General features: G+C 61.3%; 26 protein-coding genes and 1 tRNA gene. 15 read left to right on the top strand and 12 right to left on the bottom strand.

Annotated elements, in window-relative coordinates; genetic code table 11:
• Window positions 1–32: 32 nt before the first annotated feature.
• Window positions 33–1,493 carry a beta-Ala-His dipeptidase gene (gene pepD / locus CRO23_RS19565; protein ID WP_097102712.1) on the bottom strand — a complete coding sequence of 487 codons (1,461 nt, stop codon included), beginning with the start codon at window positions 1,491–1,493 and terminating at the stop codon, window positions 33–35.
• A 339-nt stretch (window positions 1,494–1,832) separates the two neighbouring features.
• On the opposite strand from pepD, the gene gpt reads away from it, so the two are divergent.
• The 7 genes from gpt to CRO23_RS19525 all read left to right on the top strand — a co-directional run bounded on the left by gpt (window position 1,833) and on the right by CRO23_RS19525 (window position 7,591).
• Window positions 1,833–2,291, top strand: a complete 459-nt coding sequence (gpt, locus tag CRO23_RS19560; RefSeq protein ID WP_004930253.1) for a xanthine phosphoribosyltransferase — start codon at window positions 1,833–1,835, stop codon at window positions 2,289–2,291.
• A 304-nt stretch (window positions 2,292–2,595) separates the two neighbouring features.
• The gene (frsA, locus tag CRO23_RS19555; protein ID WP_016928979.1) at window positions 2,596–3,843 is read left to right on the top strand and encodes an esterase FrsA; all 1,248 of its coding nucleotides are present in this window, start codon (window positions 2,596–2,598) and stop codon (window positions 3,841–3,843) included.
• 60 nt (window positions 3,844–3,903) lie between these two features.
• The gene (gene crl, locus CRO23_RS19550) at window positions 3,904–4,305 is read left to right on the top strand and encodes a sigma factor-binding protein Crl (protein WP_004930258.1); all 402 of its coding nucleotides are present in this window, start codon (window positions 3,904–3,906) and stop codon (window positions 4,303–4,305) included.
• Between the two features lie 239 nt (window positions 4,306–4,544).
• Window positions 4,545–5,648: a glutamate 5-kinase gene (gene proB, locus CRO23_RS19540; protein ID WP_015376738.1), complete on the top strand. Its 1,104-nt coding sequence runs from the start codon at window positions 4,545–4,547 to the stop codon at window positions 5,646–5,648.
• Window positions 5,649–5,657: 9 nt separating this feature from the next.
• Window positions 5,658–6,911 carry a glutamate-5-semialdehyde dehydrogenase gene (proA, locus tag CRO23_RS19535; RefSeq protein ID WP_016928977.1) on the top strand — a complete coding sequence of 418 codons (1,254 nt, stop codon included), beginning with the start codon at window positions 5,658–5,660 and terminating at the stop codon, window positions 6,909–6,911.
• A 190-nt stretch (window positions 6,912–7,101) separates the two neighbouring features.
• Window positions 7,102–7,177 (top strand) — tRNA-Thr (locus CRO23_RS19530).
• A 195-nt stretch (window positions 7,178–7,372) separates the two neighbouring features.
• On the top strand, window positions 7,373–7,591 hold the full coding sequence (locus tag CRO23_RS19525; protein ID WP_015376761.1) for a TM2 domain-containing protein: 219 nt from the start codon (window positions 7,373–7,375) through the stop codon (window positions 7,589–7,591).
• A gap of 50 nt (window positions 7,592–7,641) precedes the next feature.
• On the opposite strand, the gene CRO23_RS19520 is transcribed toward CRO23_RS19525, so the two are convergent.
• Window positions 7,642–8,172 carry a hypothetical protein gene (locus tag CRO23_RS19520; RefSeq protein ID WP_097102710.1) on the bottom strand — a complete coding sequence of 177 codons (531 nt, stop codon included), beginning with the start codon at window positions 8,170–8,172 and terminating at the stop codon, window positions 7,642–7,644.
• A 485-nt stretch (window positions 8,173–8,657) separates the two neighbouring features.
• Between CRO23_RS19520 and CRO23_RS19515 the strand changes: the two genes are divergently transcribed.
• On the top strand, window positions 8,658–9,773 hold the full coding sequence (locus tag CRO23_RS19515; protein ID WP_255253515.1) for a hypothetical protein: 1,116 nt from the start codon (window positions 8,658–8,660) through the stop codon (window positions 9,771–9,773).
• Window positions 9,774–9,776: 3 nt separating this feature from the next.
• Here the strand turns inward: CRO23_RS19515 and CRO23_RS19510 are convergent, their stop codons facing one another.
• The 5 genes from CRO23_RS19510 to CRO23_RS19490 form a co-directional block, all read right to left on the bottom strand.
• Window positions 9,777–10,481, bottom strand: coding sequence for a hypothetical protein (locus CRO23_RS19510; protein ID WP_016928946.1), 705 nt, complete (start codon window positions 10,479–10,481; stop codon window positions 9,777–9,779).
• A gap of 16 nt (window positions 10,482–10,497) precedes the next feature.
• On the bottom strand, window positions 10,498–11,673 hold the full coding sequence (locus CRO23_RS19505; RefSeq protein WP_079449631.1) for a hypothetical protein: 1,176 nt from the start codon (window positions 11,671–11,673) through the stop codon (window positions 10,498–10,500).
• Window positions 11,670–12,956 (bottom strand): hypothetical protein, encoded by a 1,287-nt coding sequence (locus tag CRO23_RS19500; protein ID WP_097102709.1) that lies wholly within the window; start codon window positions 12,954–12,956, stop codon window positions 11,670–11,672. Before CRO23_RS19500 ends, CRO23_RS19505 begins: the two co-directional genes overlap by 4 nt.
• Window positions 12,957–13,009: 53 nt before the next feature.
• The gene (gene cybB / locus CRO23_RS19495) at window positions 13,010–13,534 is read right to left on the bottom strand and encodes a cytochrome b561 (RefSeq protein WP_097103131.1); all 525 of its coding nucleotides are present in this window, start codon (window positions 13,532–13,534) and stop codon (window positions 13,010–13,012) included.
• A gap of 269 nt (window positions 13,535–13,803) precedes the next feature.
• Window positions 13,804–15,405, bottom strand: coding sequence for an ABC transporter substrate-binding protein (locus CRO23_RS19490; protein WP_097102707.1), 1,602 nt, complete (start codon window positions 15,403–15,405; stop codon window positions 13,804–13,806).
• 173 nt (window positions 15,406–15,578) lie between these two features.
• Between CRO23_RS19490 and CRO23_RS19485 the strand changes: the two genes are divergently transcribed.
• Entirely contained in the window at window positions 15,579–16,160 is a 582-nt protein-coding gene (locus CRO23_RS19485) for a flavin reductase family protein (RefSeq protein WP_033641194.1), read from the top strand.
• Here CRO23_RS19485 and CRO23_RS19480 read toward each other — a convergent pair.
• Complete coding sequence (locus CRO23_RS19480) at window positions 16,157–16,537, bottom strand: winged helix-turn-helix transcriptional regulator (protein WP_016928940.1); 381 nt, start codon at window positions 16,535–16,537, stop codon at window positions 16,157–16,159. The genes CRO23_RS19485 and CRO23_RS19480 overlap by 4 nt on opposite strands.
• A gap of 84 nt (window positions 16,538–16,621) precedes the next feature.
• Between CRO23_RS19480 and CRO23_RS19475 the strand changes: the two genes are divergently transcribed.
• The gene (locus CRO23_RS19475; RefSeq protein ID WP_097102705.1) at window positions 16,622–17,389 is read left to right on the top strand and encodes an NAD(P)H-dependent oxidoreductase; all 768 of its coding nucleotides are present in this window, start codon (window positions 16,622–16,624) and stop codon (window positions 17,387–17,389) included.
• Here CRO23_RS19475 and CRO23_RS19470 read toward each other — a convergent pair.
• Window positions 17,386–17,634: a hypothetical protein gene (locus CRO23_RS19470; RefSeq protein ID WP_016928938.1), complete on the bottom strand. Its 249-nt coding sequence runs from the start codon at window positions 17,632–17,634 to the stop codon at window positions 17,386–17,388. The genes CRO23_RS19475 and CRO23_RS19470 overlap by 4 nt on opposite strands.
• Before the next feature lie 192 nt (window positions 17,635–17,826).
• Between CRO23_RS19470 and CRO23_RS19465 the strand changes: the two genes are divergently transcribed.
• From CRO23_RS19465 to feaR, 3 genes are all read left to right on the top strand, one after another.
• Complete coding sequence (locus CRO23_RS19465) at window positions 17,827–18,231, top strand: Exc2 family lipoprotein (RefSeq protein WP_016928937.1); 405 nt, start codon at window positions 17,827–17,829, stop codon at window positions 18,229–18,231.
• 107 nt (window positions 18,232–18,338) lie between these two features.
• Window positions 18,339–18,980 (top strand): DsbA family protein, encoded by a 642-nt coding sequence (locus CRO23_RS19460; protein WP_097102703.1) that lies wholly within the window; start codon window positions 18,339–18,341, stop codon window positions 18,978–18,980.
• 137 nt (window positions 18,981–19,117) lie between these two features.
• Complete coding sequence (gene feaR / locus CRO23_RS19455) at window positions 19,118–20,017, top strand: transcriptional regulator FeaR (RefSeq protein ID WP_097102702.1); 900 nt, start codon at window positions 19,118–19,120, stop codon at window positions 20,015–20,017.
• Window positions 20,018–20,050: 33 nt separating this feature from the next.
• Here feaR and CRO23_RS19450 read toward each other — a convergent pair whose 3' ends face one another.
• On the bottom strand, window positions 20,051–21,550 hold the full coding sequence (locus CRO23_RS19450) for an aldehyde dehydrogenase family protein (RefSeq protein ID WP_079449628.1): 1,500 nt from the start codon (window positions 21,548–21,550) through the stop codon (window positions 20,051–20,053).
• A 159-nt stretch (window positions 21,551–21,709) separates the two neighbouring features.
• Complete coding sequence (gene leuE, locus CRO23_RS19445) at window positions 21,710–22,348, bottom strand: leucine efflux protein LeuE (RefSeq protein WP_049299711.1); 639 nt, start codon at window positions 22,346–22,348, stop codon at window positions 21,710–21,712.
• A gap of 237 nt (window positions 22,349–22,585) precedes the next feature.
• Here leuE and ada point away from each other — a divergent pair, with 237 nt between their 5' ends.
• Window positions 22,586–23,641 (top strand): bifunctional DNA-binding transcriptional regulator/O6-methylguanine-DNA methyltransferase Ada, encoded by a 1,056-nt coding sequence (ada, locus tag CRO23_RS19440; protein WP_097102700.1) that lies wholly within the window; start codon window positions 22,586–22,588, stop codon window positions 23,639–23,641.
• The gene (locus CRO23_RS19435; protein WP_097102698.1) at window positions 23,638–24,351 is read left to right on the top strand and encodes a 2OG-Fe(II) oxygenase; all 714 of its coding nucleotides are present in this window, start codon (window positions 23,638–23,640) and stop codon (window positions 24,349–24,351) included. Before ada ends, CRO23_RS19435 begins: the two co-directional genes overlap by 4 nt.
• Here the strand turns inward: CRO23_RS19435 and tehB are convergent.
• Entirely contained in the window at window positions 24,346–25,209 is an 864-nt protein-coding gene (gene tehB / locus CRO23_RS19430) for an SAM-dependent methyltransferase TehB (protein WP_049191778.1), read from the bottom strand. The genes CRO23_RS19435 and tehB overlap by 6 nt on opposite strands.
• Between the last annotated feature and the right edge of the window lie 141 nt (window positions 25,210–25,350).

The raw sequence follows: 25,350 nt of genomic DNA, 5'->3' as shown, positions 1-25,350 counted from the left end.
AAGTCGCCGGCTTTTTGCGTTAAGCGCGCAGATTACGCGCGTTCAGGGATCGCTTTCAGCAACGAGGTCAGCAGCTTCCAGTACAGACCGACGCTTTCGATATGCACCTGCTCATCCGGCGAGTGCGGGCCGGTGATGGTTGGCCCGATCGATACCATGTCCATGTTTGGATACGGCTTTTTGAACAGACCGCATTCCAGGCCGGCGTGGATCACCATGATGTTCGGCGTCTTGTTGAACAGATCCTGATACAGCTCGCGCACCAGGTGCATCACCGGCGAGTCGGCGTCCGGCTGCCAGCCCGGGTAGCCGCCCTTCGGCGCCACCTTGGCGCCGGCCAGCTGGCCCAGCGCGGTCAGCATCTCGACCACGTAATCTTTGCCGCTGTCGATCAGGGAGCGGATCAGGCAGATGATTTCCGCTTCGTTTTCGCTGGTGGTGACCACCCCGACGTTCAGCGAGGTTTCCACCACGCCTTTGACCGCGTCGCTCATGCGGATCACGCCGTTCGGCGTGCCGTTCAGCAGCGCCAGGAAGCGTTGCTGGCTGTCGGCGCTCAGCGCCTGCGAAGCGCTGTTGGCCGGCTCCAGCAGCACGGTGATGTTCTTCTCTTTGGCGGAGAGTTCGTTCTGCAGCACGGCCAGGAACTCCTGGCTCAGCGCTTTCAGCGCGTCGGCTTTGTCCGCCGGCACCGCTACCACCGCGGAGGCTTCACGCGGGATGGCGTTGCGCAGGGTGCCGCCGTTCAGGTCCAGCACGTGCAGGTTCAGCGCCGCCGCATGGGCGAACAGGAAGCGCGCCAGCAGTTTGTTGGCGTTGCCCAGCCCGACGTGGATCTCGGCGCCGGAGTGGCCGCCTTTCAGGCCCTTGAGGGTCAGCTTCAGGGTTTGGTAACCGGCCGGCACCGCTTCGCGCTGCAGCGGCAGGGTGGTGATGAAGTCGATGCCGCCGGCGCAACCCATGTAGATTTCGCCTTCTTCTTCGGAATCGGTATTGATCAGGATGTCCGCCTGCAGCCAGTTCGGCTGCAGCCCGAAGGCGCCGTCCATGCCGGCTTCTTCGGTCATGGTCAGCAACACTTCCAGCGGGCCGTGCTCAACGCTGTCGTCGGCCAGCACCGCCAGGGCGGAGGCCATGCCGATGCCGTTGTCGGCGCCCAGCGTGGTGCCGCGCGCTTTCACCCACTCGCCGGCGATATAAGGCTGGATCGGATCCTTGGCGAAGTCGTGCACGGTGTCGTTATTCTTTTGCGGCACCATGTCCAGGTGCGCCTGCAGCGCGACCGGCTTGCGGTTTTCCATGCCTTTGGTGGCCGGCTTGCGCAGCAGGATATTGCCGACCCGATCGCGCTCAGCGTGCAGGTTCTTTTCTTTGGCCCAGGTGAGGATGTGCTGCGCCAGCGCTTCTTCATGATAAGAAGGGTGCGGGATAGAACAGATCTTGGCGAAAATATCCCACAGCGGCTGTGGCGAAAGCTGAGACAATTCAGACACTATAAGTCTCCTGTGACGGCAGGCTCCGACAGGACGGGCGTGCCGCGCGGTTAAGGTGAGCGGGTATCTGTGCGTCGTGGCACGATCGTCAGAGAATATCACTTTATTTCCGGCGGTGCGCCCCCCGTATTGTGCGGTTTAAGCGCTTGATCACACGGCTTCGCGGCGGGAACGCTCGCTTTTTCAGCATCAATCACCGAAAAGCCGCCCGGCGGAAATCGCGAGGTTTTCCTCGGTACAGCTGGAATTCAACGCGGCCAGTCTCTATAATCTCGCGCAACCTTTTTTCCCCTGAACTATAAAGTAAGCCGCTTCACCAACCGGCTGGGACACGATTCTATGAGCGAAAAATACGTTGTTACCTGGGATATGCTGCAAATACATGCACGCAAGCTGGCGCACCGCCTGCTGCCTGCCGACAAATGGACCGGCATCATTGCCGTCAGCCGCGGCGGCCTGGTGCCGGCGGGCCTGCTGGCGCGCGAGCTGGGCATCCGCTATGTGGATACCGTCTGCATTTCCAGCTATGACCATGACAACCAGCGCGAAATGAAAGTGCTCAAGCGCGCCGAAGGCGACGGTGAAGGCTTCATCGTGGTGGACGATCTGGTGGATACCGGCGGCACCGCAAAAGCGATTCGCGACATGTACCCGAAAGCGCATTTCGTCACCATCTTCGCCAAGCCGGCGGGCCGTCCGCTGGTGGACGACTACGTGATCGACATCCCGCAGGACACCTGGATTGAGCAGCCGTGGGACATGGGCGTCAGCTTCGTTCCCCCTATCGGCGGTCGCTAAGCCCAGCCAGTTCCAAGTCAACGCCCGGTTATGCCGGGCGTTTGTTTAATGATAAACGTGATGGCGTTGTCAGGCTTACCGAAGGCAAGATATAAAAAAATAAGGAAAATCAATTTATTGATTTTCGGCCGTTGACCACAAAGGAGGAAAAACCACGCTTTTTCCTCCTTTGTCAGCCGCCTGACGCCCGGTTATGCCGGGCGTTTGCGTTATCTTGGTTTATCCCGCCAGAGTTAGGTACACTACCTCCAGTTAAGTAGGCCTGTTGCGGCCTATAGCCAGATTTACGGAGGCTGTTGTTACCATGGCACAGGCCAACCTTTCTGAAATTCTTTTCAAGCCCAAATTCAAACACCCTGAAACCTCGACGCTGGTGCTGCGCGCGCGCAACAAAGTGAGCGCCGCCATGCATTCCGCATTGGAAGGCGACACCACCGGCAGCTGGTACCGCATGCTGAATCCGCTGCTGTGGGCCTGGCGCGGCGTCAGCCCGATCGAAATTCACGAAGTGCTGGCGCGCATCGCCGCCTCGGACGCCGAGCGCAGCAATCCGCAGCGGCTGGATACCGTGGTGGGCTACCGCAACGGCAACTGGATCTACGAGTGGATCCATCAGGGCATGCAGTGGCAGCAGCGGGCGACGGAGCAGCAGGATCCGCTGCTCGGCGGCGAGTACTGGCTGAAGGCCGCGAGCCTGTACAGCATCGCCGGCTACCCGCATCTGAAGGGCGACGAGTTGGCTGAACAGGCGGAGATGCTCGCCAACCGCGCTTATGAAGAGGCGGCGCTGCTGTTGCCGTATCAGTTGAAAGAGCTGGAGTTCCGCATCGAAGGCGGCGGTTGCGTCACCGGTTTCCTGCACATGCCCGAGAAGGGCGAAGCGCCGTTCCCGACGGTGCTGATGTGCGGCAGTCTCGATACGCTGCAGACTGACTATCATCGCCTGTTCCGCGACTACCTGGCGCCGCACGGCATCGCCATGCTGACGCTCGACATGCCGTCGATAGGTTCCTCCTGCAAATGGAAGCTGACGCAGGACTCCAGCTACCTGCACCAACAAGTGTTGATCCAGCTGGCCTCGGTGCCGTGGGTGGATCATCAGCGGGTGAGCGCCTTCGGCTTCCGCTTCGGCGCCAACGTGGCGGTGCGGCTGGCCTATCTGGAGCCGCAGCGGCTGCGCGGCGTGGCCTGCCTGGGGCCGGTGGTGCATCGCCTGCTGTGCGACAGCAGCACCCAGCTGAACGTGCCGGACATGTATATGGACGTGCTGGCCAGCCGCATGGGCATGGCCAATGCCTCCGACAACGTGCTGAAGGTGGAGCTGAACAGCTACTCGCTGAAAATGCAGGGGCTGCTGGGGCGCCGTTGCCCGACGCCGATGATCTCCGGCTACTGGGAGCGCGATACGCTCAGCCCGAAAGAAGAGTCGCAGCTGATCGTCACCTCCTCGGTGAGCGGCAAGCTGGTCGCCATCCCGCGCACCCCGGTTTACGACAGCTTCCACCGGGCGTTGCTGCAGATGTCCGGTTGGCTGAGGGACAAAATGCGTTAATTAGTTGCTAAATTTTAACAGTTTGTTAAAAAGAGTGGTCTACATTGAGGAGGTTAGAGAATGACGTTACCGAGTGGTCACCCTAAAAGCCGACTAATGAAACGTTTTGCCAGCTTGGGGCCGTACCTGCGTGAAGGGCAATGTGAAAACGACCGTTTTTTCTTTGATTGTTTGGCCGTCTGCGTCAATGTAAAGCCCGCTCCGGAGAAGCGTGAGTTCTGGGGCTGGTGGATGGAGCTGCAGGCGGAAGAGGCGCGCTTCACCTATTCGTACCAATTCGGCCTGTTCGACAAGGAAGGCGACTGGACGGCGCAAAACATTAAGGATGATGAAGTGAACGCCAAGCTGGAAGACACCCTGCGCGACTTCCATCGCCGCCTCGGCGAGCTGCTGGCGACCATGGAGCTGGGGCTGGAACCCGCCGACGATTTCAAAGAAAAACTGATCAAACTCTCCGCCTGACCCCGTTTGACCACGTATTGTGCTGATTTCGCGTTGTGCCTGTTGGCATAACGCGTCTCTCCTGTTACAAAGACCTTTGCACCCTTATTCTCATCATACCCTATAGCTTTCGAGTTGCGGCTAGGCGGCAAGCGCAGGAATCCCCAGGAGCTTACTGAGGTAAGTGACTGGGGTGAGTGCGTGCAGCCAACAACGCTGCAGCTTGAAAGATGACGGGTATATTACACGGCAGAAATACTATGAACGGCAGCCAGACATTGGTTGTGAAATTGGGCACCAGCGTGTTGACCGGCGGATCGCTGCGTCTGAACCGCGCCCACATCGTCGAATTGGTGCGCCAGTGCGCGCAGCAACACGCCGCGGGCCACCGCATCGTTATCGTCACTTCCGGCGCCATCGCCGCCGGGCGCGAACACCTGGGCTACCCCGAGCTGCCCGCCACCATCGCCTCCAAGCAGCTGCTGGCGGCGGTGGGGCAGAGCCGGCTGATCCAGCTGTGGGAACAGCTGTTCTCCATTTACGGCATCCACGTCGGGCAGATGCTGCTGACGCGCGCCGATCTGGAAGACCGCGAGCGCTTCCTCAACGCGCGCGACACCATGACGGCGCTGCTGGACAACCGCATCGTGCCGGTAATCAATGAGAACGACGCCGTCGCCACCGCCGAAATCAAGGTGGGCGACAACGATAACCTGTCGGCGCTGGCGGCCATTCTGGCCGGGGCCGACAAACTGCTGCTGCTGACCGATCAGCAGGGCCTCTACACCGCGGATCCGCGCAACAACCCGCAGGCCGAACTGATCCGTGAAGTGCACGGCATCGACGACGCGCTGCGCGCCATCGCCGGCGACAGCGTCTCCGGTCTGGGCACCGGCGGCATGGGCACCAAGCTGCAGGCGGCCGACGTGGCCTGCCGCGCCGGCATCGACGTGGTGATCGCCGCCGGCAGCAAGCCGGGCGTGGTGGCGGACGTGATCGAAGGCAAACCGGTGGGCACCCGTTTCCACGCGCTGGAAACTCCGCTGGAAAATCGCAAGCGCTGGATCTTCGGCGCGCCGCCGGCCGGTGAGATCACCGTCGACGACGGCGCGGTGGAAGCGATGATGGCGCGCGGCAGCTCGCTGTTGCCGAAGGGTATCCGCGAAGTGAAGGGCGATTTCTCGCGCGGCGAAGTGATCCGCATCCGCAACCTGGCGGGGCGCGATCTGGCGCACGGCGTCAGCCGCTATAACAGCGATGCGATGCGCATGATCGCCGGGCACCACTCGCAGGAAATCAGCGAGATCCTCGGTTACGAATACGGTCCGGTGGCAGTGCACCGCGACGATATGATTGTCAGTTAAGGAGTGAGCATGCTGGAGCAGATGGGGAAGGCCGCCAAGCAGGCCTCCTGGCAGCTGGCGGTGCTGAGCACGGCGAAGAAGAATCAGGTGCTGTCGGTGATGGCCGACATGCTGGAAGCCAACAGTGAAGCGATCCTGCTGGCGAACGAACAAGACATGGCGCAGGCGCGCGCCACCGGCATGAGCGAAGCGCTGCTCGATCGCCTGCTGTTGACCCCGGCGCGGCTGGCGGCGATCGCCAACGACGTGCGCCAGGTGTGCCGCCTGAACGATCCGGTCGGCCATGTGCTGGACGGCAACCTGCTGGACAGCGGGCTGAAGCTGGAGCGCCGCCGGGTGCCGCTCGGCGTGATCGGCGTGATTTACGAGGCGCGGCCGAACGTCACCATTGACGTCGCCAGCCTGTGCCTGAAAACCGGCAACGCAGTGATCCTGCGCGGCGGTAAAGAGACGCATAATACCAACCAGGCCACAGTGAAAGTGATCCAGCAGGCGCTGGAACAGTGCGGCCTGCCAGCGGCGGCGGTGCAGGCGATCGACAGCCCGGATCGCGCGCTGGTGAACGAACTGCTGCGCCTGGATCGCTATGTCGACATGCTGATCCCGCGCGGCGGCGCCGGCCTGCACAAGCTGTGCCGCGAGCAATCGACCATCCCGGTGATCACCGGCGGCATCGGCGTGTGCCATACCTACGTGGATGCCGATGTCGATTTCGACAAGGCGCTGACGGTGATTGAAAACGCCAAGATCCAGCGCCCAAGCGCCTGTAACTCGCTGGAGACGCTGCTGGTGAACCGCAGCATCGCCGCCGAGTTCCTGCCGGCGCTGAGCGCCAAAATGGCGGCGGCGGGCGTGACGCTGCACGCGGCGGAAAACGCGCTGCCGCTGCTGCAGGGCGGCCCGGCGACGGTGGTGCCGGTGAATGCGGAGGATTACGACGACGAATGGCTGTCGCTGGATCTGAACGTGCTGCTGGTGGACGATATCGATCAGGCCATCGATCACATCCGCACCCACGGCACTAACCATTCCGACGCGATCCTCACCCGTTCGCTCAGCAGCGCCGAGCACTTCGTGCGCGCGGTGGACTCCTCGGCGGTGTACGTCAACGCCAGCACTCGCTTCACCGACGGCGGCCAGTTCGGCCTGGGCGCAGAAGTGGCGGTGAGCACCCAGAAACTGCACGCCCGCGGCCCGATGGGCCTGGACGCGTTGACCACCTACAAGTGGATCGGCTACGGCGACGATCTGGTGCGCAGCTAAGGCCGGATTGCGGTCATAAAGAGGTCAGGGCGCACCATGCTGCGCCCTGATTGTTTTTGGAAAAGAGGGTCTGCACGACAGTCTGGTTGCTTGCAAAACAACCAAACGCCCCGGCGGCTATTGACTCATTTCGTGCACGGGTCTACCTTGTTCAACGCACTTCCGGCTTGCCCCGCAGGCCCGGCTCGATGCCGATATAGCTCAGTTGGTAGAGCAGCGCATTCGTAATGCGAAGGTCGTAGGTTCGACTCCTATTATCGGCACCACTCCCTCTCCAGACTCCATTTGCTTACCCTTTCGCCGGTTAAACAACCGTTTAATTAATCACTGTTATAATTACCCCTGTTGAGCCTTGATGGGTGAATGTTTTCACCTCAAGCATTGCGATGCGGCGCTCTGCGGAGCGGCATCCGTTTTTTGGACATGCCGGTGGTTCGGTGAGAAGTAAGGAGAAGTGCACTATGAGCAGAAAAGACAAGCTCGCGGCGGCCCTGCTGGCCATCTTCCTGGGTGGGCTGGGCATTCATAAGTTTTACCTGGGGATGAAGTGGTGGGGGCTGTTCTACCTGCTGTTCTGCTGGACGGGGATCCCGGCGATTGTCGGCTTTATCGAAGGCATTATTTATCTGTTCCAGTCGGAAGAGAAGTTCAACCAGAAATACAATCCTGGTCTGATTTAAGGCTTTGCTGGCGGCGCTTCCTGCTAAGGGAAGCGCCGTTTTTCATTCCGTTATTGTTTCTTCATCATCTTGCCGCGCATTTCTTCACTCATCATTTTATTCGAGCTGGAAATTACGCAGTTATATTGCTTGCCTTGGTTAATGATCATAAAGGTGCTGACCGGATTTTTAAAATCCTTGTCGATGGTGAAATAAATATAGGCCTGCGGCAATGCGGCCGGTTTAAAGGCGCCGAAGGCATACACATCCGCCAGGCCCAGCGCGGAGAGATCGACCGTCAGTTCCATGGGCTTCATGGAATCCGGCGATGGGAACATCGATTTGGCCGACATCATCATGCTGCTGCTGTTGATGGTGTAATCGGTTTTAACCTTCATGCCCATATATTTCGATTCCGGCATGGAAAGTTCTTTTTTGCAGGCGGCGTCATGCTGCGGCGCCGGGCTGCCGTTTTCCATCACGGCGTGCACGTGTTCCAGCGTCACTTCTGCGTTGCCGGTGGTAGGTTGCGCATCGGCCGCGTAAGCCGCGCCGCTGAAGGCGACCACAGAGGTAAGGATAATGCCCGTAACGATTTTCATTGTCGATCTCCGGAATGCTAATAATGATATTAATTGCGGTGTGTAGCCTATTGGCCTGATAAAACGCAAAGTGGCCCGTTCCGTGGAGATAAAATAGCCTCGGAATTTTTATAATAAATAGCGTGTCACCCACGCGGTGCGCGAGGTTTGTTTAATTGTATTGAGAGTCTTTATCTTTTGTTTTTCAGTCTGTTTACCTGCATATAAAGAGTATGTATAAACATAGTCAATGTTTAGAATATGCACAAATTATTGCGGTTTTTTTCACTTTCATTTTTCTATTTTTAACAGGGTTATAAATATTACATTGAGAAACAGGGAGTTGTCTTTTCTACGTTAAAATCACGCAGTGAAGCATTATTTATGTAATCTTCATAGTCACAGAAATAACGCTGAAATTATTATCTTTCTATTTAACGGCTAATTATTCATGGCATAGGCTTCAACCCCTTGCGTTTCCTGCGCTAGAATCAGGCGGTTTTCTCGTGGAAAAGGATATCGCCATGGCCGCCTGGGCGCTTTTGATTGTCGGTTGGGTGTTGATTTGGCAGGATCACCCGGTTTGGGGTGTGCTGTGCATCGCGCTGTTTGCCGTGCTGCAATGGGCGAAGTACGCCGCTAAAAGCGAGCAAGAACCCGAAGAGGCGGCAGAGTGGCGCAAGACCGACTGGCATTCGCAGCCGATTGAAATGGCGCACGCCGGCGACAGCGACCGGCAGATTGGCGGCGTGGGGGAACTGGGCATGGGCGGCCCCAGCTTTTGGACGCTGCTGCTGCGCGACGGGGCGATTGTGCATGGCGCCTGTGCCGCGCCGCAGGACGTGGACGACGGCAAGCTGCGCCTGATCCCGACCCGCGGCCGCGAGGGGGAGGGGCTGACGGTCTATGAGCCTGCTGCCCGGGTGATGTACGCGCTGCCGGCATTGACCGATCGCGAGCAGGACGCGTTGGCCGCCGGCTCCGCCGAGGCGCTGGCGCGACTGCGGGCGACGTGTCGGCAGGTGGAGGCCACGCCGTTGCACCTTGTACGCGGTCTGTGGGTGCCGCAGTGGGTAGCGGATCCGGCGGATCGGCTGGAGATCGCCTTACCCAACGGCCGGATGCTGGCGGCGCGCTCGATGTTGCCGGCGGATCTGCGCCAGGCGGACGATCCTGCCGCGCTGCTGCACACGCCGCCTTATGAGCTGCTGCTGGATAACCGGCCGACCGATCGCTTCGTGCGCGATCTCGAACGCGTGGCGGGATCCCCGTCGGGTGACGGCTTGAGCGTCGGCGGCTGCCAGTTCCACGGCGAGCATATCGTCGATGGTCTGTATCATCTGTACTTCGCCGGCGAGTGGTTCAGCCTGCTCTCTTACGCGCATAAACCGGCGGGCGGGCGCGGTTCGGACACCACCTTTTTCGTCGAGCGGGTCGAGCCGCAAGACGGCGGGGTTTTTGTGATTGAATGGGATGCTTACAGCGTGGGGCCCGACGGGCGTGAGCCGCGCGTGCCGGCCCCGCCGGTATTGGTTATCGCGGTGAGTTGGCAGGAAACGCCGCTGCAGTTGCCAACGGCCAACAACCGCGTGACCGTGCGCTTGCCCAACGCCACGGCGTAAGGCTTAAGGCAACACCCTGACTTCGCCGTTGTGCAAGGTCAGCACCGCGATTGGGCTGCCGGAGAAGCACTCCTTAAAGATCCAGTCGCTGGGCCGAAACGCCGCCGCAGGAAGGCCGGCTTGCCACTCCTCCCACTGCGGGGCCGGCTTATCCGGCGGTAAAGAGAAAGAGACCAGCCAACCGGCTTCGCAGTGCGCCATTTGACCGGTTGGGCGGGTGAAAGTATGCGCATCTGCCAGCTCCATCACCGGCGGTAAAACCTCGAAGGCGATGATCGGCACGCCGGCCACGCTCTGCGGCTGAGGAAAGCGCACGGCGGTCACGCCGTTCATCGTGATGGGGCTGTCTTCGGTGCCGGGCTGGCGCGGCTCCTGCCGGTTTACCCAGCTGCCTTTTGGCAGGGTGATTTCACCGAACGGTTTTGCCGCCTCGAGCGTCAGGTAACTGCGCCGATTCCAGCGTTCTTCCGCCCGCTGGCTCTTGAGATCCTGAAGGGCAATGTCGATCAGCATCAGCGCGAACGCCACCGGGTAGATCGCCAGCGCCGAGGCCAACAGATAGCCGCCCCAGGAAAGCGGCGGGCGCGGGCGGCCGCAGCGGGCGGCGGCGTATCGCCAGCCCCACCAGGCGAGCAGGATGCCGGCGAGCAGCAGGGCCAATAACAGCGCCAGCAGGCCGGCGGCGCCGGCGCCATAACCTAACAGCATGGCAAGTTCCTTATGTTCACGGCGTGGTGGAGCGATAGCGAACGAAGTAGGGCAGCGCCGGGGTCTCCCCGTCATCGTCATAGTGGCTTTCCGGTTCGATCACGGTTTGGCGCGTGTCGTCGCGCCCGTTGTACCGGTACTCCAACGGCTGTCGGTAGCGCACTTCGGATGAGCGCAGATCGAAAATCAGCGAAAGACGCGCATCGCCGTTATCCGTTTGGGCGACCAGCTTATCGTTGCCCGCCCAGAGCTGATACAGCGATTTATCGCCGGTCTCCAGCAGCACCTTCAACTGCCCGTCGGATTGATAACGCAGAAGCTGATACAGTCCTCTGTCCAGCGTTTGCGCGATCAGGTAGATGCCGCCGTCCGGGGCCTGCGCGCTTTCCTTGACGCGCACCAGCAGCCAATGCAGTTCAGTCACCTCGCCGGTTTTACCGTTAACGGCGATGTGTAACGCGCCGGAGCCGAGCACCGGGTTCATCCAGAAATGCACGCGATCGCCATCAACGGCGGTAAAAATCTCGGGCATGGATTTGCGCTTACCGGAGGCGTAAGCCGTCGGTGACTCCTCCTCGCCGCGCTCAAAGCCCAGCAGTTGCCGCGCGTCCAGCAGCGCCGGCAGATCCAGCGTCTGCCGCCAATGGGCGCCGAAGTCCGGGCTGTAGAATACGCCTTCGGTGCTGATGAGATACAGCGCGCGTTTTCCCGGTTGCGCCACCAGTTTGCCGCCGACAAAGGAAGGCCGGTTGTCGTCGCCCTCCGGCCAGGGGATCAGCGCCCCGATGGTGCCCCGTTGCACATCAACCAGCCTGCGGCCCTCAGAGAGAAAAAGCACGCACTCCTGTTCGCCGCACACCGCATCGTGGATCAAGTCGTCGAGTTCCCCCAGCATCTGTAACCCTTTTGGGCCGGCAAACAGCACCTGGCTGAGGTAGTTGGCCGCCCAGCCGTAAAAGCTATTGTATGCGCGGTCTTCACTTCTTTTGCTGGTGAGCAGCAGAGCGCCGTCCTGCGCCGGGTAGCTGTGGATGAGATCGTAACGGGCTATCGTCGGCAACGCCTGGTCGCCCTGAGTCCATTGCCACTGCGCATAGCGTTGCTCAGGGGCGAGCAAATAGACGCCCAGCGCGCTGGCCAAAAACAGCGTCAGGATAATAAGGGGTCTTTTATAAAGCGCTAACGTCATCATTTCAGCTCCGTCACCTGAGCCTGCCGCCATAACCTGCGGCGCAGATTTCGCAGGTATTTAAACGTTTTAAACGTGCGGTGCTGGTCAAAAGAGTACAGGCGGCAGATCTGGGCGAAACCCTCGAACAACAGCGCCAGGCCACTGACCATCAGCATCAGCAACAGAATAATCGGCGGCAATTCGCTGCCGAGACGCTTCAGGGTCCAGGCATCCAGATAAAAGCCCGCCGGGGTATCGGCGTTATCCACTACCGTCATGCCGAGCACAAAACACGCCACGATTGCCCCAAAAATGAAGACAACGCGCGCGCACAGGTTAAGGCCGGCTTCGGTGAAGTAGCGGCTGCCGCCGATGAGATAGGTTTGGCGATCTCGATGATTGATGATCCCACGCACCGTCGGCAACTCGGGGACGGTGTCGTTCTCGCAATACAGCACCTGCAGCGGATCGCCTTTGGCGATGAAAAGCGGATGTTGCCGACGAAATACCGGATGCAGTTTGGTATTGGGGACATTGAGCGCGCGGGTCGTCAACGCAAAGTGCGTCTCCTTCTGGCGCCACGCATACGTATCCAAATACTGCACCTGCCGCCGGAGTTCATAGTGGCGGAGTTCGTAGCTCAGGGCGTTGACCGTCTCGATGTCGGAGGCTTCGACGCCCTCGGGGAGGGGAAACTCGGTTTGTGGCGTTGCGGGCACTGGCGCGGCGTCTGCGCGGACGGCCCGGTATTTGATGCCGGGGATTTTCAGGCTGAGCGAGCCGGGCGGCGTGACGTCTTGCCCCTGCAGCACGCGATCCAGCGCCCGGAGCAGGCGCCTGCGGCCGCGGTGCCCGATCAGCAGGAGCTCCGAACCGATGAACAGCACCATGCCGATGCCGATAAGGCCGGCGATGATGGCGATAAAGAACAGGACGACGGTCAGCCAGGAATCTTCCCCGTCCATGATGAAAAAGGCCGCCGGGAAACCGCCGGCCAGCACCGCGCCCAGCAGCAGCAGGGCGAAGTATTTCAGCTTGTATTTCAGCGTTCTGTCCGGCTCCAGCCGGCCTTTTGTCCCGTGCACCAGCCAGTGCAGCCAGTAGCTGCCGTCTTGCAGGCGGTGGGCGCCGATCTTCACCCGATCGCCGGCGGCGAGCCTGGCCAGCAGATTTTCGCTGTCGCTGAAGTCGTCACGGTAAAAAAAGAATGTCTGGCCGGAGGCGATGATCCTCACCAGGTTGTCGGGCGCCGTCTGCTGGCAGGCGCATTGTTCGACGGTCACATTAAAAAATTGGGTTTGCATATCATTCCCTGTCAGCGGGCGTGGCCCGAAAATTCTTCCCTGGCGCCGGCTGGTCAGCGCTTTTTCATCAGCGGCAGCATGCGCACCAGCGCATTGTCCTTGACGATATAGTGGTGGAACAGTGCGGCGGTGGCATGCAGGCCGATCAGCCAGTAGCCGAATGACGCCAGCGTTTTGTGCCAGCCGATAATCGTCCGCGCCTGCGGCCGATCGGCCACGTCGGCGAACGGCATCGGCAGGCCGAACAGAAACCACTCCTTGCCGCCCAGATAGCGCGAATACACCCCCAGCACCGGCAGTGTCAGCAGCAGCAGGTAAATCAGGGTGTGCGTCAGGTGCGCCAGGCCGGTTTGCCACTTCGGTGGTCTGGGCGCGATGGCGGGCGAGGGGCGGCGCCAGCGCAGGAACAGGCGGGCGATCATCAGCGCAAACACCGTTACGCCGCAGCTGAAGTGGGTGACAACCAGCACGTACCAGGGGGCGCTGCCCGGTTCGGCAAAGCCCCGCAGCTCGATGGTGACGCAGGTGATGACCAGCAGGATCGCCACCAGCCAGTGCAGGCGAATTTGCCACGGCATGTAGGTGTTCTGCACCGGGTTACCTTTTGATGTTAAAGGGTCTGTGCGCCGATGGTAACGAAATGTTACATCGGAGGAAAGCGCGTGCGCGCAATTTAGGCAAAACGCCAGGTTCAACTCACTTATTAAGCTATTGGCTTAGTGAGATATGCGCCTGGCGATAGGTGAGCGTCGCAAGTTATGAAGCTAATAAACGATAGGTTCAGAGGCTGGCAGCTTATTAAGCGATGAAGCGGATTACGCCGCAGCCCTCGCTGCGGCGCCTGAGATCAGTTCAATTTGGCCTTGGCGAAATCGCTGCCGTTCACGTCCACCACGTAGCCGCTCAGGTTGCTGCGGGTGGCGTAGAACACTTTGCCGGTGGCCAGCGGCAGCCACGGCGCCTGTTTGGCGAAGATCACCTGCGCCTGTTGATACAGCTTGGCGCGCGCCTGTGGCTGGTTCTCCTGGATCGCCTGCTGGATCAGCCGGTCGTAATCCTTATCGCACCAGCGCGCCACATTGGCGCCGCTCTGCACGCCGGCGCAGCCGAGCAGGGTGGCGAAGTTGTCCGGATCGCCATTGTCCGATACCCAGCCGTACAGCGCGCTCTGTTGCTCGCCTTTGCGCAGCCCGGCCAGATACTGGCCCCACTCCCAGGTGACGATCTTGGCCTTCACGCCCACCTTCGCCCAGTCGCTCTGGATCATCTCGGCGATGCGTTTCGAGTTCGGGTTGTAAGGGCGCTGTACCGGCATCGACCAAATGTCGGTTTCAAAGCCCTGTTCCAGCCCGGCCTGCTTCAGCAGCTCGCGCGCCTTCTGCGGATCGTAGGCGTACTCCGGCAGTGTGTCGTTGTAGCCCAGCATGCCCGGTGGCAGCAGCGAATTGGCCGGCGTGCCGCTGTCTTTGAACACCGCGGCGACGATCGCTTTCTTGTCTACCGCGTAGCTCAGCGCCTGGCGCACCAGCAGGTTGTCGAACGGTTTTTTCTGGGTGTTGAACGCCAGATAGCCGACGTTCAGCCCGGTAATGTCGTGCAGCTGCAGGTTGCCGTCGGCCTTGATGGCGGCGAACTGTTCCGGCAGCGGCGCGGGGATGATCTGGCATTCGTTGGTTTTCAGCTTGGCCAGCCGGGTTTGCGGATCCGGCGTAATCGAGAAGATCAGGTGCTTGCTGGCCACTTCGCCCTGCCAGTAGTGCGGGTTGGCGGTGTAGCGGATCAGCGAATCCTGCTTGTACTGCTGCAGCGCAAACGGCCCGGTGCCGATCGGCCAGTTGTCGACGTATTCCGGCGTGCCCTTTTTCAGCATCGCGTCGGCGTATTCGGCGGACAGGATCGAGGCGAAATCCATCGCCCAGTCGGCGACGAAGGCGGCGTTGGGCTGGCTCAGCGTGAAGCGCACGTGATGCTCGTCCACCGCTTCCACCTTGGTGATCAGCTTATCCAGGCCCATGTCGGTGAAGTATTCATAGTTGCCGCCGGAGACCTTGTGATACGGGTTAGCGGGATCCTTCTGCCGCATCACGGTGAACACCACGTCTTCGGCGTTGAAGTCGCGCGTTGGGGTGAAGTATTTGTTGCTGTTGAATTTCACGCCCTGGCGCAGGGTAAAGATGTAGGTCTTGCCGTCCGGGCTGACGCTCCACTCGGTGGCCAGCGACGGGGCGGGGGTTTTATCGCTTTCGCGCAGCGTCACCAAGCGGTTGTACAGCACCTGCGAGGTGGCGATAAAGGTCGGCCCGGAGCTGGAGAGCTGCGGGTTGAACGATTCCGGCGAGGCGACGGTGCAGTACACCAGCGCATCGGAAGCGGCCAGCGCGCCGCCCGCCGACAACAGGCCGCAGCCGGCCAGCACCAATCCGGCGATAGGGTGTTTTAAAAACGTCAAGGCAAGATCCTCAGGTGGAGTGGGCCGTTACCGGCGAATTGATCTAACTATAGATAACGGATGGCGAGATCGGGAACAAGCGTCTCATCGGTGCATTCTGTGCGCCCCGCGTTGCTTGCCTTTACGGCGCAGATCTACACTGCTGGGCAAACAGTCACTGCAAGGATTTCCCGATGAGCCACTTTCGTCCTGTCGCCCTCGAACACGCCAGCCGCCTGCTGAACCACGGCCCGACGGTATTGATCACCAGCCGCAGCCGCGACGGCGCCAAACGCAACGTGATGGCCGCCGCCTGGTCGATGCCGGTGGAGTTCAGCCCGCCGCGCATCGCCATTGTGGTGGACAAAGGGGCGCACAGCCGGCAAATGATCGAGGAGAGCGGCGCATTCGGCATTTGCGTGCCGGCGGCCATGTTCATCGACGCCACCTACGCGGTCGGCAGCGTGTCCGGGCTGGATGACGACAAGTTCGCCCGCTTTCACATCGCCGCTGCGCCGAGCGCTACGCTGCAGGTGCCGCTGATCGAACAGGGTTGCGTGGCGTGGCTGGAGTGCCGATTATTGCCGGAAAGCGGCGCGCAGGAAAAATACGACACCTGCTTCGGCGAGGTGTTGAGCGCGGCTGCGGACGAGCGGGTGTTCCAGCAAGGGCGCTGGAACTTCACCGCCGCCAATGCGGATCTGCACACCATTCATCATCTGGGGGCCGGCAACTTCGTGCGCAGCGGCGAGACGCTGCGGGCCAAACCGCTTTAATCGGCTTCGCGCCCGCGGTCGGCATCATAGCGCTCGCGGGCGGCGTCCAGCTCGGGGAAGTGGTATTCCGCCCATCGGTCCAGCGCCGTCAGCGTCTCGACCAGCGAGCGGGCGACGGCGCTGAGCCGGTATTCCACATGCGCCTGATTCTTTTCACTTAAATCCAGCCGTTCGAGCAGCCCGTTGCGTTCCAGCTGGCGCAGCGTTTGCGTCAGCACCTTCTGCGAAATGCCGTCGATGCGGCGCAGCAGCTCGCCGTTGCGCATCGGGCGCTGCGCCAGCGCAGGCAGGATCAGCATCACCCACTTGCCGGAAATCAGCGCCAGCGCATCGCGCGCGGAACACTTGCTCGAATAGACGTCGCCGGGATAAGCCATTGGGGGTTACCTTCAGGTGCGTAATTGCCAAGGGGGCGATAAAACCACAGCATAACAGCACCACCTTACAACGGGAGACACAGGATGAACGTGCTGATTGTGCTGGCTCACCCCGAGCCGCATTCTTTCAATGCCCATTTGGCCGAACAGGCGCGGCAGGCCTGGCTGGCGCAGGGGCATCAGGTGAAAACGGTCGATCTGTATCAGGAGGGGTTTGATCCGCGCGAGGGCGCCGGCCACTACCCCAGCAGAAAGCGGGCGGACAGGTTCGATGCGATGCAGGAACAGCGCCATCACTGGACGATCCAGGCGCTGCCGGCGGAGATCCGGCGGCATATCGAGCTGCTGCGCTGGGCGGATACGCTGGTGCTGCAGTTCCCTTTCTGGTGGTTCGGCGCGCCGGCTATCATCAAGGGCTGGATGGATCGGGTGTTCGTTTACGGCGGGATCTACGACAGCCGCCACCGCCATGAGAACGGCGTAATGCGCGGCAAACGGGCGCTGCTGACCGTCACCGCCGGCGCTTCCGCACAGGCCTGCGCGCCGAATGGGCGCGACGGCGACATGCGGCTGATGCTGTGGCCAATCATGCATGCGCTGCACTATATCGGCTTTAGCGTGCTGGAGCCGTTCCTGGTCTATGGCGTGCGCGGCGGGTTGGCGGGTGAAGCTCTGCAGGCGCAAAACGCCGCGTTGGCGCAGGTGACACAGGCGTACCGGGACGGTTTGAACGCGTTTTCCGCCTGGCCGGCGGTGCCGTTCAACCGCAATGAAGATTTTGACGCCGATCTGGCGCTGAAGCCCGGCGCGCCGGTGTACAGCCCGTTCGTGCGGCACTGCGATCCGGCTTAGAACCCGGCCTTCAGCAGTTCCTCGCGCAAATCGTCGATAATCGCCGGTTCGATGTCGGGGAACTGCTGCTGAATATCGGCGATGGCTTCGGCTACGCTGGGGCCGGCGAAAGTGCCGGAGAAGGGCACCAGCGGCAGATTCGCGTCGCTGTCCGGCAGTTCACCGCGGATGGTGCCGGTGATCATGCCCGCTTTTTTTTCCGCCGTGAGGTCGTACTCCCCCACGTTTTTGTCGATCGGTTTCATTGGCCGCCTCGCTGTCGGTGAGTGTTTACCCTGTCTGTTAAAGCATAGTGTTTCAGGCAATGAATACCAATCAATGTATATAATATTAATATAAAACAAAGTGATGCGCGATTTGTCGTTTGACGTTCACCGGGGGCCGGCGCTATGCTCGTGGCGCTAAAGGAACCTTCCTCACTGACAGGGACAGACGACATGAAAAGACTGAAAAGCGCGGCGCTGTTGTTGCCGCTGTTGGCGCTCAGCGCCTGCACTCATCACCTCAGCAGCGCCGAGCAGCATGCCAAACACTACGTTTATCAAACCCGCGACGACTTCGATCCGCAATTCCGCACCGATGTGAACGGCAGCATTAAAAACGCCGTGCCGATGTTCGAACAGTTCTACCAGCAGGGGAAAAAGGATCGCGCGGCGGGCGTGGCGCGCAGCGAGGCGCAGAAAAAGGCCGATTACCTGGCCAGCGCGGAGTTCCAGCAGAACATGGAACACAAAACCATTTTCATCAATCGCGCCTACAGCAGCGCCGACAATCCTAAGCGCCGCCAGGTGCTCTCGCAGGAAGCGGTGGGTGCCTATTGGGACGGCTACGAGGGACGCTGACTTAATCCCTCACAAATAGAAGGTAATAAAAACTGGTCTTCTGGCGGTTATTTGATTATAAAAACCGCCGCTAAGGACGATGTTCATAGATGAAACCAGGAGTGTTTATGTTGGCAAAAGCTAAGCGTTCGTTCGCCGCCGCCGTCGTATTGATGTTGGCGCTGCCCGCGGTTCAGGCCGCGGATTACCGTGCGGGCGAGCAATATACCCGGCTGGATAAGCCGGTGGCCGCCGCGCCGGCGGTGGTGGAGTTCTTCTCCTTCTACTGCGGCCCTTGCTATCAGTTCGCCGAAACCTACCGCGTAGGCGGCACCGTGGCGCAGGCGCTGCCCGCCGGTGAGAAAGTCACCAAATATCACGTCAGCCTGATGGGCAAACTGGGCAATGCGCTGACCGAAGCCTGGGCGGTGGCGACGGTGCTGGGCGTGGAAGACAAGATTGAAGGCGCGATGTTCGACGCGGTGCAGAAACAGCGCGCCGTCAACGGCGCCGACGATATTCAGCGGGTGTTTACGGCGGCCGGCATCGATGCCGCCACCTATGAAAACGCGCGCCACAGCCTGCTGGTCAAAGGATTGATCGCCAAGCAGAACGAAGCGGTGAAAGCGTTCGAGGTGCGCGGTACTCCGTCGTTCTACGTGGCAGGCAAATACAAGATAGACAATGCCGGCATGGCCAGCACCAGCGTTGAAGGCTACGCCAAAGAGTACGCGGCGGTGGTGCGCTATCTGTTGGATACGCAGCCTTAAGGCGATGCCTCCCGGCACCCGATGATCTGTGATCGCGGCGCCAAATCCCCCGCTCGCCATTGATTGTGTGTTAACGGATTGTTATGGTGTTTTTCTGTTCAACGGCGCAGCACCGCTGCTGTTTGAAGGGAGAGATCATGACGGCATTGGCAACGCTCCGGGACGTCGGCTTCGAAGAGTGGCTGGGGAAAATCAACACCGCCTGCGGCCGATTCTGCGCGAAAACGTTGGGGCCCGGCTTCAGCGGGGCGATGCAGGAGTTTCGCGCCCATGCCCTGCACCTGAGCGTGGTCGACGTGTCTCAGGCCCGGCTGTACCGCACGCCGCGTGAGATCGCCCGCAGCGACGGCGCGCACTTTTTCACCGTCATCCAGCTGCGCGGCAGCGCGTTGATGGAGCAGGGCGATCGCCAAACGGTGCTCTCTCCCGGCGACATGACGCTGATCGACGCCTCACAGCCCAGCAGCTTCACCTTCCAGCGCGATTCGCGCCAAATCTCTTTGCTATTGCCGCGCGGCTGCCTGCCGCTGCCGCCGCCCTGCGCCCAGCGTCTGGGGGCCGAGCTCAGCGCGGTGCGCCTTAGCCGCCAGCTGGTGCTGAGCAGCATGCAGGATCCTCAGCTCGCCGCGGCGGAAAGCGAGGCGGTGCTGAATGCGCTGGCGGCGCTGCTGCGCCCGGCGTTGGCGCTCGAACAGGCGCGCCCGGAGGGACAACAATCGGTTTTCGACAAGGCGCTGGCGTTGATCGACAGGCATATTCAGTCGGCGCAGCTGCGCCCTGAGTGGGTGGCGGCCGAGTTGGGGGTGTCGTTACGCAGCCTGTATCGGCTGTTCGCCCGTCAGGGGCTGGTGGTGGCGCAGTACATCAGGAACCGCAGGCTGGATCTGTGCGCGCAGGCGCTGCGCAGCGCCGCCGGGCAGGAAAAGCTGGCCGGGGTCGGCCTCGACTGGGGCTTCGCCGATCACAGCCATTTCTCAACCGCTTTCAAGCAGCGTTTCGGCATGTCGCCGAGCGAATACCGTCGGCAGTATCAGTAAGTCAGGGCGCGGGCCAGGCCCGCGCCGCTTCACTCAATAGCGGATGCAGACCGATTTCGACTCGGTGTAGGCATCCAGCCAATCCGGGCCGAAATCGCGGCCGCTGCCCGACTGTTTGAACCCGCCGAACGGCATGTTCGGGTCGATCAGCGTATGGGTGTTGACCCACACGGTGCCGGCCTGAATGCGCGGCGTCAGCGCCATCGCCTGCTGCAGGCTGGTGGTCCACAGGCTGGCGGTCAGCCCGAAGTCGGTGTCATTGGCCTTGCTCAGCGCCTCTTCGGCGCTCGCCACCTGGATCAGGTTGACCACCGGGCCGAACACTTCCTCGCGCGTCAGGTTCAGCCGATCGTCCGGGTTGATCACCAGCGTCGGCGGAATGTAGAAGCCGTTGGCGTCCGGCCCGGCCGCGCCGCCGATAAGCTCGGCGTTTTTCGCCCGGGCGTCGTCCAGGTAGGCCGCCACCTTGTTGCGGTGTGCGAGCGACACCAGCGGGTTGATTTGTGCGCCGGTATCCATCCCCGGCCCGACCGACAGCGATTTCACCGCCTGTTCGAATCCGGCTACCAGCCGATCATAAATCGGCGCTTCAATATAAATTCGCGAGCTGGCGGCGCACACCTGCCCTTGGTTGAGGAAACTGCCGAGCATCAGGCCTTCGATCACCTGCTGCGGATCGGCATCTTTCAGCACGATGGCCGGGTTTTTGCCGCCCAGCTCCAGCGTCACGCGGGTCAGGCGATCCGCCGCCGCGCGCGCGATGCTTTTGCCCACCGGGGTGGAGCCGGTAAAGCTGACTTTGGCGATCAGCGGATGTTCGGTCAGCGCCTTGCCGCACACGGTGCCGCGGCCGGTGACCACGTTGAACACGCCCGGCGGCACGCCGGCTTCGCTCGCCAGTTCGGCGATGCGCAGCAGGGTGAGCGGGGTGGTTTCCGACGGCTTGATGACGATGGAGCAGCCCGCCGCCAGCGCCGGCATCACTTTCCACATGCCGATCATCAGCGGGAAGTTCCAGGGCACGATGCCGGCGACCACGCCGATTGGCTCTTTGCGGGTATAAACCTGATATTTGGCGCCCGGCGGCATCGGAATGGAGACGTCCAGCGTCTGGCCGGTGATTTTGGTCGCCAGCCCGGCGGTGTAACGCATCCAGTTCAGGGTGCTGCCGACTTCGAAAGCGCGGGCGATGTTGATGGATTTGCCCTGCTCCAGGGTTTCGAGCTGCGCCAGCTCTTCGGCGTGCTGCTCCACCAGATCGGCGAAGCGCAGCAGGATGCGTTCGCGCTCTACCGGCAGACGCTGCGCCCAGACGCCTTCGCTGAAGGCTTTGTGGGCGGACTGCACCGCCAGCGCGACGTCGTGTTCGTTGGCGTCGGCGGTGGTGGCGATCTGCTGCCCATTGGCGGGGTTATACACCGCCAGGCGGCCTTCCGCGGCGGACGCGCGCCACTGGCCGTCGATATACAGCCCATGCTGACGATCGAGAAAACGCGACACGCTATCCAGCACGGCTACGGTATTGTCAGACATACATCCTCCGATCAGGCTCATCAGGTTATCGTTAACCCTGAGAGTCTAGATCAGCGGTAAAGCGGCGGCTTTGCTCTGCCTGACATTCGGTTTGTCCTGCGTGTCATTTTGCCGTGACGGAACAGTAAACTGCGGCCGGCGGGCGCCGGCCGGGAGGGATCACGAGCTCAGGGTCGCCAGACGGGTGGCGAAACCGAGGAACAGCAGGCCGATCAGGCCGTTGCCGAGCTTCGCCAGGCCTTTCTTGTGATTGAAGAAATGCGCCAGCATCGCGCCGGAGAAGATCAGCGTGCTCATGTAGATAAAGCTGACGGCTTCGAGGATCAGCGCCAGAATGGTGAACGACAGCCCGGTGTGCGCGTAGTTAAAGTCGATGAACTGGACGAAGAACGACACGTAAAACAGAATAGCTTTCGGGTTGGTCAGGCTCAGCGTCAGCGACTTGCGCAGAATGCTGTGGCCGCCTTCAATTTGCTGCTGTTGCGCCTGCGCCTGCTGCACGAAGGTGGCGTAGAGGATTTTTGCGCCGAGGAACAGCAGGTAAATCGCGCCGAGAAAACGTACCAGGGTAAACAGGAACGGCGTGGTGCGGATCAGCGAAGCCACGCCGATATAGGCGCAGAAGATCAGGATCGCATCGCCGATAAACACGCCCAGCGCCGCGGTATAGCCGGCGCGCACGCCGCGCGATACGCCGGTTTTCAGCACGTACAGCGTATTCGGCCCCGGCAGAATGATGATGAAGACCACCCCGGCCAAATAGGTCCATAAATTCAGGACGCCAAAACTCTCTAACACAATAACCTCTCCATGCGCGCAACTAACAGGCAGAAACACTGGCCACGCCCGTGGCCGGCCGCGATCCTAACGCCGTGCAACCGGGTTGGCAACGTAATAAACTTCATGTTGTTGGTTAAAAATTGTCGAAACATTGTTGAAAACGTCGGCATCGAATTAAAAAGCAAGAGTCGGCGTGTTTCGCCAACGGCCCGTCACTATGCTGGTTAACATCGAAACCGCAGTGAGGAACGGATGATGAAAAACGTAATCGACAGTGCCGATCCGCGCTGGCTGGCGATCGTCAGCCGCGACAAGCACGCCGACGGCCGCTTTATCTACGCGGTGAAAACCACCGGCGTGTATTGCTCGCCTTCCTGCCCGTCACGCCAGCCGAATCGGCAAAACGTGGAGCTGTTCGACGATGCGGAGCAGGCGGAGGCGGCGGGTTATCGGCCCTGCAAACGCTGCCGGCAAGGGCTGACGCCGCTGACGGAACAGCATGCGCGGCAGATAGCCGCGGCCTGCCGCTATATCGAACGGGCGGAAAAAGCGCCGTCACTGCAGACGCTGGCGCGCCACGTCGGGTTGAGCCAATACCATTTCCACCGGCTGTTCAAAGCGATCACCGGCCTGACGCCGAAAGGCTACGCCGATGCGCAGCGCAGCCAGCGCTTGCGCGCCGGTCTTACACAGCGGGAAACGGTGACCGACGCGATCTTCGACGCCGGCTATGGCGCCAATGGCCGCTTCTACCAGCAGGCCAACGCCGCGCTGGGCATGACGCCGAAGGCCTATCGGGCGGGCGGCAAAGGCATGCGCATCCATTTCGCCGTCGGGCGCTGTTCGCTGGGCGAGATCCTGGCGGCGCAGAGCGAGGTGGGCATCTGCGCCATTCTGCTGGGGGACGATGCGCAGCAGCTGGTGCAGGATCTGCAGGACAAATTCCCCAACGCCGAGCTGATCGGCGGCGATGCGCAGTATGAAGCGCTGATGGCGCAGGTGGTGGGCCTGATTGAAGCGCCGGAGAACGGGCTGGCGCTGCCGCTGGATATTCGCGGCACCGCGTTTCAACAGCGAGTCTGGCGGGCGCTGCAGGCGATACCGGTCGGCGAAACCGTCAGCTATGCCGATATCGCCCGGCGCATTGGGGCGCCCAAAGCGGTGCGCGCGGTGGCCGGCGCCTGCGCCGCCAACATACTGGCGGTGGCGATCCCCTGCCACCGGGTGGTGCGCAACGACGGCGCCTTGTCCGGCTATCGCTGGGGCGTCGAGCGCAAGAAAGCCTTGCTGGAAAAAGAGGCGCTGCGATGAGCGGCGCGCTGGCGGCCCGGCTGGCCGAATTGGACTGGGCGGCGATCGAGCGCGAACTCGATGCGCAGGGCTGCGCGCGGCTGCCCGGCGTGCTCAGCCAAGAGCTGTGCCGCGAGCTGACAGCGCTCTACCCGCAGGATGCGCACTTCCGCAGCCGCATCGTAATGGCGAAGCACGGTTTTGGCCGCGGCGAGTACCGCTATTTCGCCTATCCGCTGCCGCCGCCGGTGGCCGAGGCGCGCAGCCTGATGTATGCACGGCTGGCGCCGGTGGCCAACCGCTGGAACGCCTTGTTGGGCCTGGCGGCGCGCTATCCCGCCGAACACGAAGCCTACCTGGCCGAATGCCACCGGGCCGGCCAACGGCGGCCGACGCCGCTGCTGTTGCGCTACGAAACAGGGGATTACAACTGCCTGCATCAGGATCTGTACGGAGAGCGGGTGTTTCCGCTGCAGGTGGCGTTTTTGCTCTCCGCCCCCGAACGGGATTTCACCGGCGGCGAATTCGTGCTGACCGAACAGCGGCCGCAGATGCAGAGCCGGCCGGAGGTGGTGCCACTGCAGCAGGGCGACGCGGTGGTGTTCGCCGTGCATCACCGGCCGGTGGCGGGAATGAAAGGTTACTATCGGGTCAATCTGCGCCACGGCGTCAGCCGGATACGCACCGGCCAACGCCATACGCTGGGGGTGATCTTTCACGACGCGCTATAGCTTGCGCGCCAGCAGGGTGGCGAAGCGCAGCGAGATGCGGTTGCCGTTGGCGTCGGTCTTGTGCAGTTGGCCGACATCTTCGTTGTATTTGAGGATTTCCCAGTCGCGATAATAATGCTTCAGCTCACCCGGGCTGAAGGTGAACGGGAACGGCAGCGGGCAGGGATAATCTTCGGCATCCATCGCCGCCACGATCAGGTTATGGCCGCCGCGCACGGTGCTGTCCTGCATGTTTTGCACGATATGCGGGATTTGCTGCCGCTCGAGGAACATCAACACCACGGTGGACAGGATGAAGTCATATTCGCCGCTGAAGCGGTGAGTATTGAGATCCTGCACCCCGGCGCGCAGGCGGGTCAGCTGCTCGGCGTCGACGATCTGGTTGAGGCGAGCTATCGACGGCGCGTGCTTGTCCCAGGCGGTGACGTCGAAACCTTTCAGATTGAGATAGAGCGAATTGCGGCCGCCGCCGCAGCCCAGATCCAGCGCCTTGCCCGGCGCGATGCGCGCCGCCGCCTCGATCACTTCGGAGTGGGTGCGCGTCAGTTCGTATTTCTTGTGGTAGTAATCTTCCGGCGTGCAGTAAAACGCCAGCCGGCAGGTCATGTCGTCCGAGAAGGAAACGATGCGATGCCACTGCTGCGGCGCGATAAACGGCGGCTGGCTTTCGGGGCTGAACTGCCAGGTTTCGGTGGTGGCGCCGTCTTCGGTCATCATGGCGAACGTCAGGTTGCCGCTCAGCACGGTGAGCTTCGCCCAGGTGCCGCTCTGGGTGTTGTGGCGCTGGCGGAAGGCTTCCGGCAGCGTATCGCTGTTCCATTCCGGCAAGGTTTTATAGCAAAGCAGCTGCTGCTCCATAGGGGGCTCCTCTGGCTGGGTGAGCAAAGTGATTTATATGATGCATATAAAATACATCTTTATCGATCGTTTGAACATAGCGGCCTGATGGAAAGGTGCGGCGGTATCTTTATACTGGATTGTGCGCGGCGGCTGGGCTAA

The sequence above is a fragment of the Serratia sp. JKS296 genome, from assembly GCF_900215445.1.
Lineage (GTDB): Bacteria > Pseudomonadota > Gammaproteobacteria > Enterobacterales > Enterobacteriaceae > Serratia > Serratia marcescens.
This window is presented reverse-complemented; position numbering and strand designations above follow the sequence as displayed.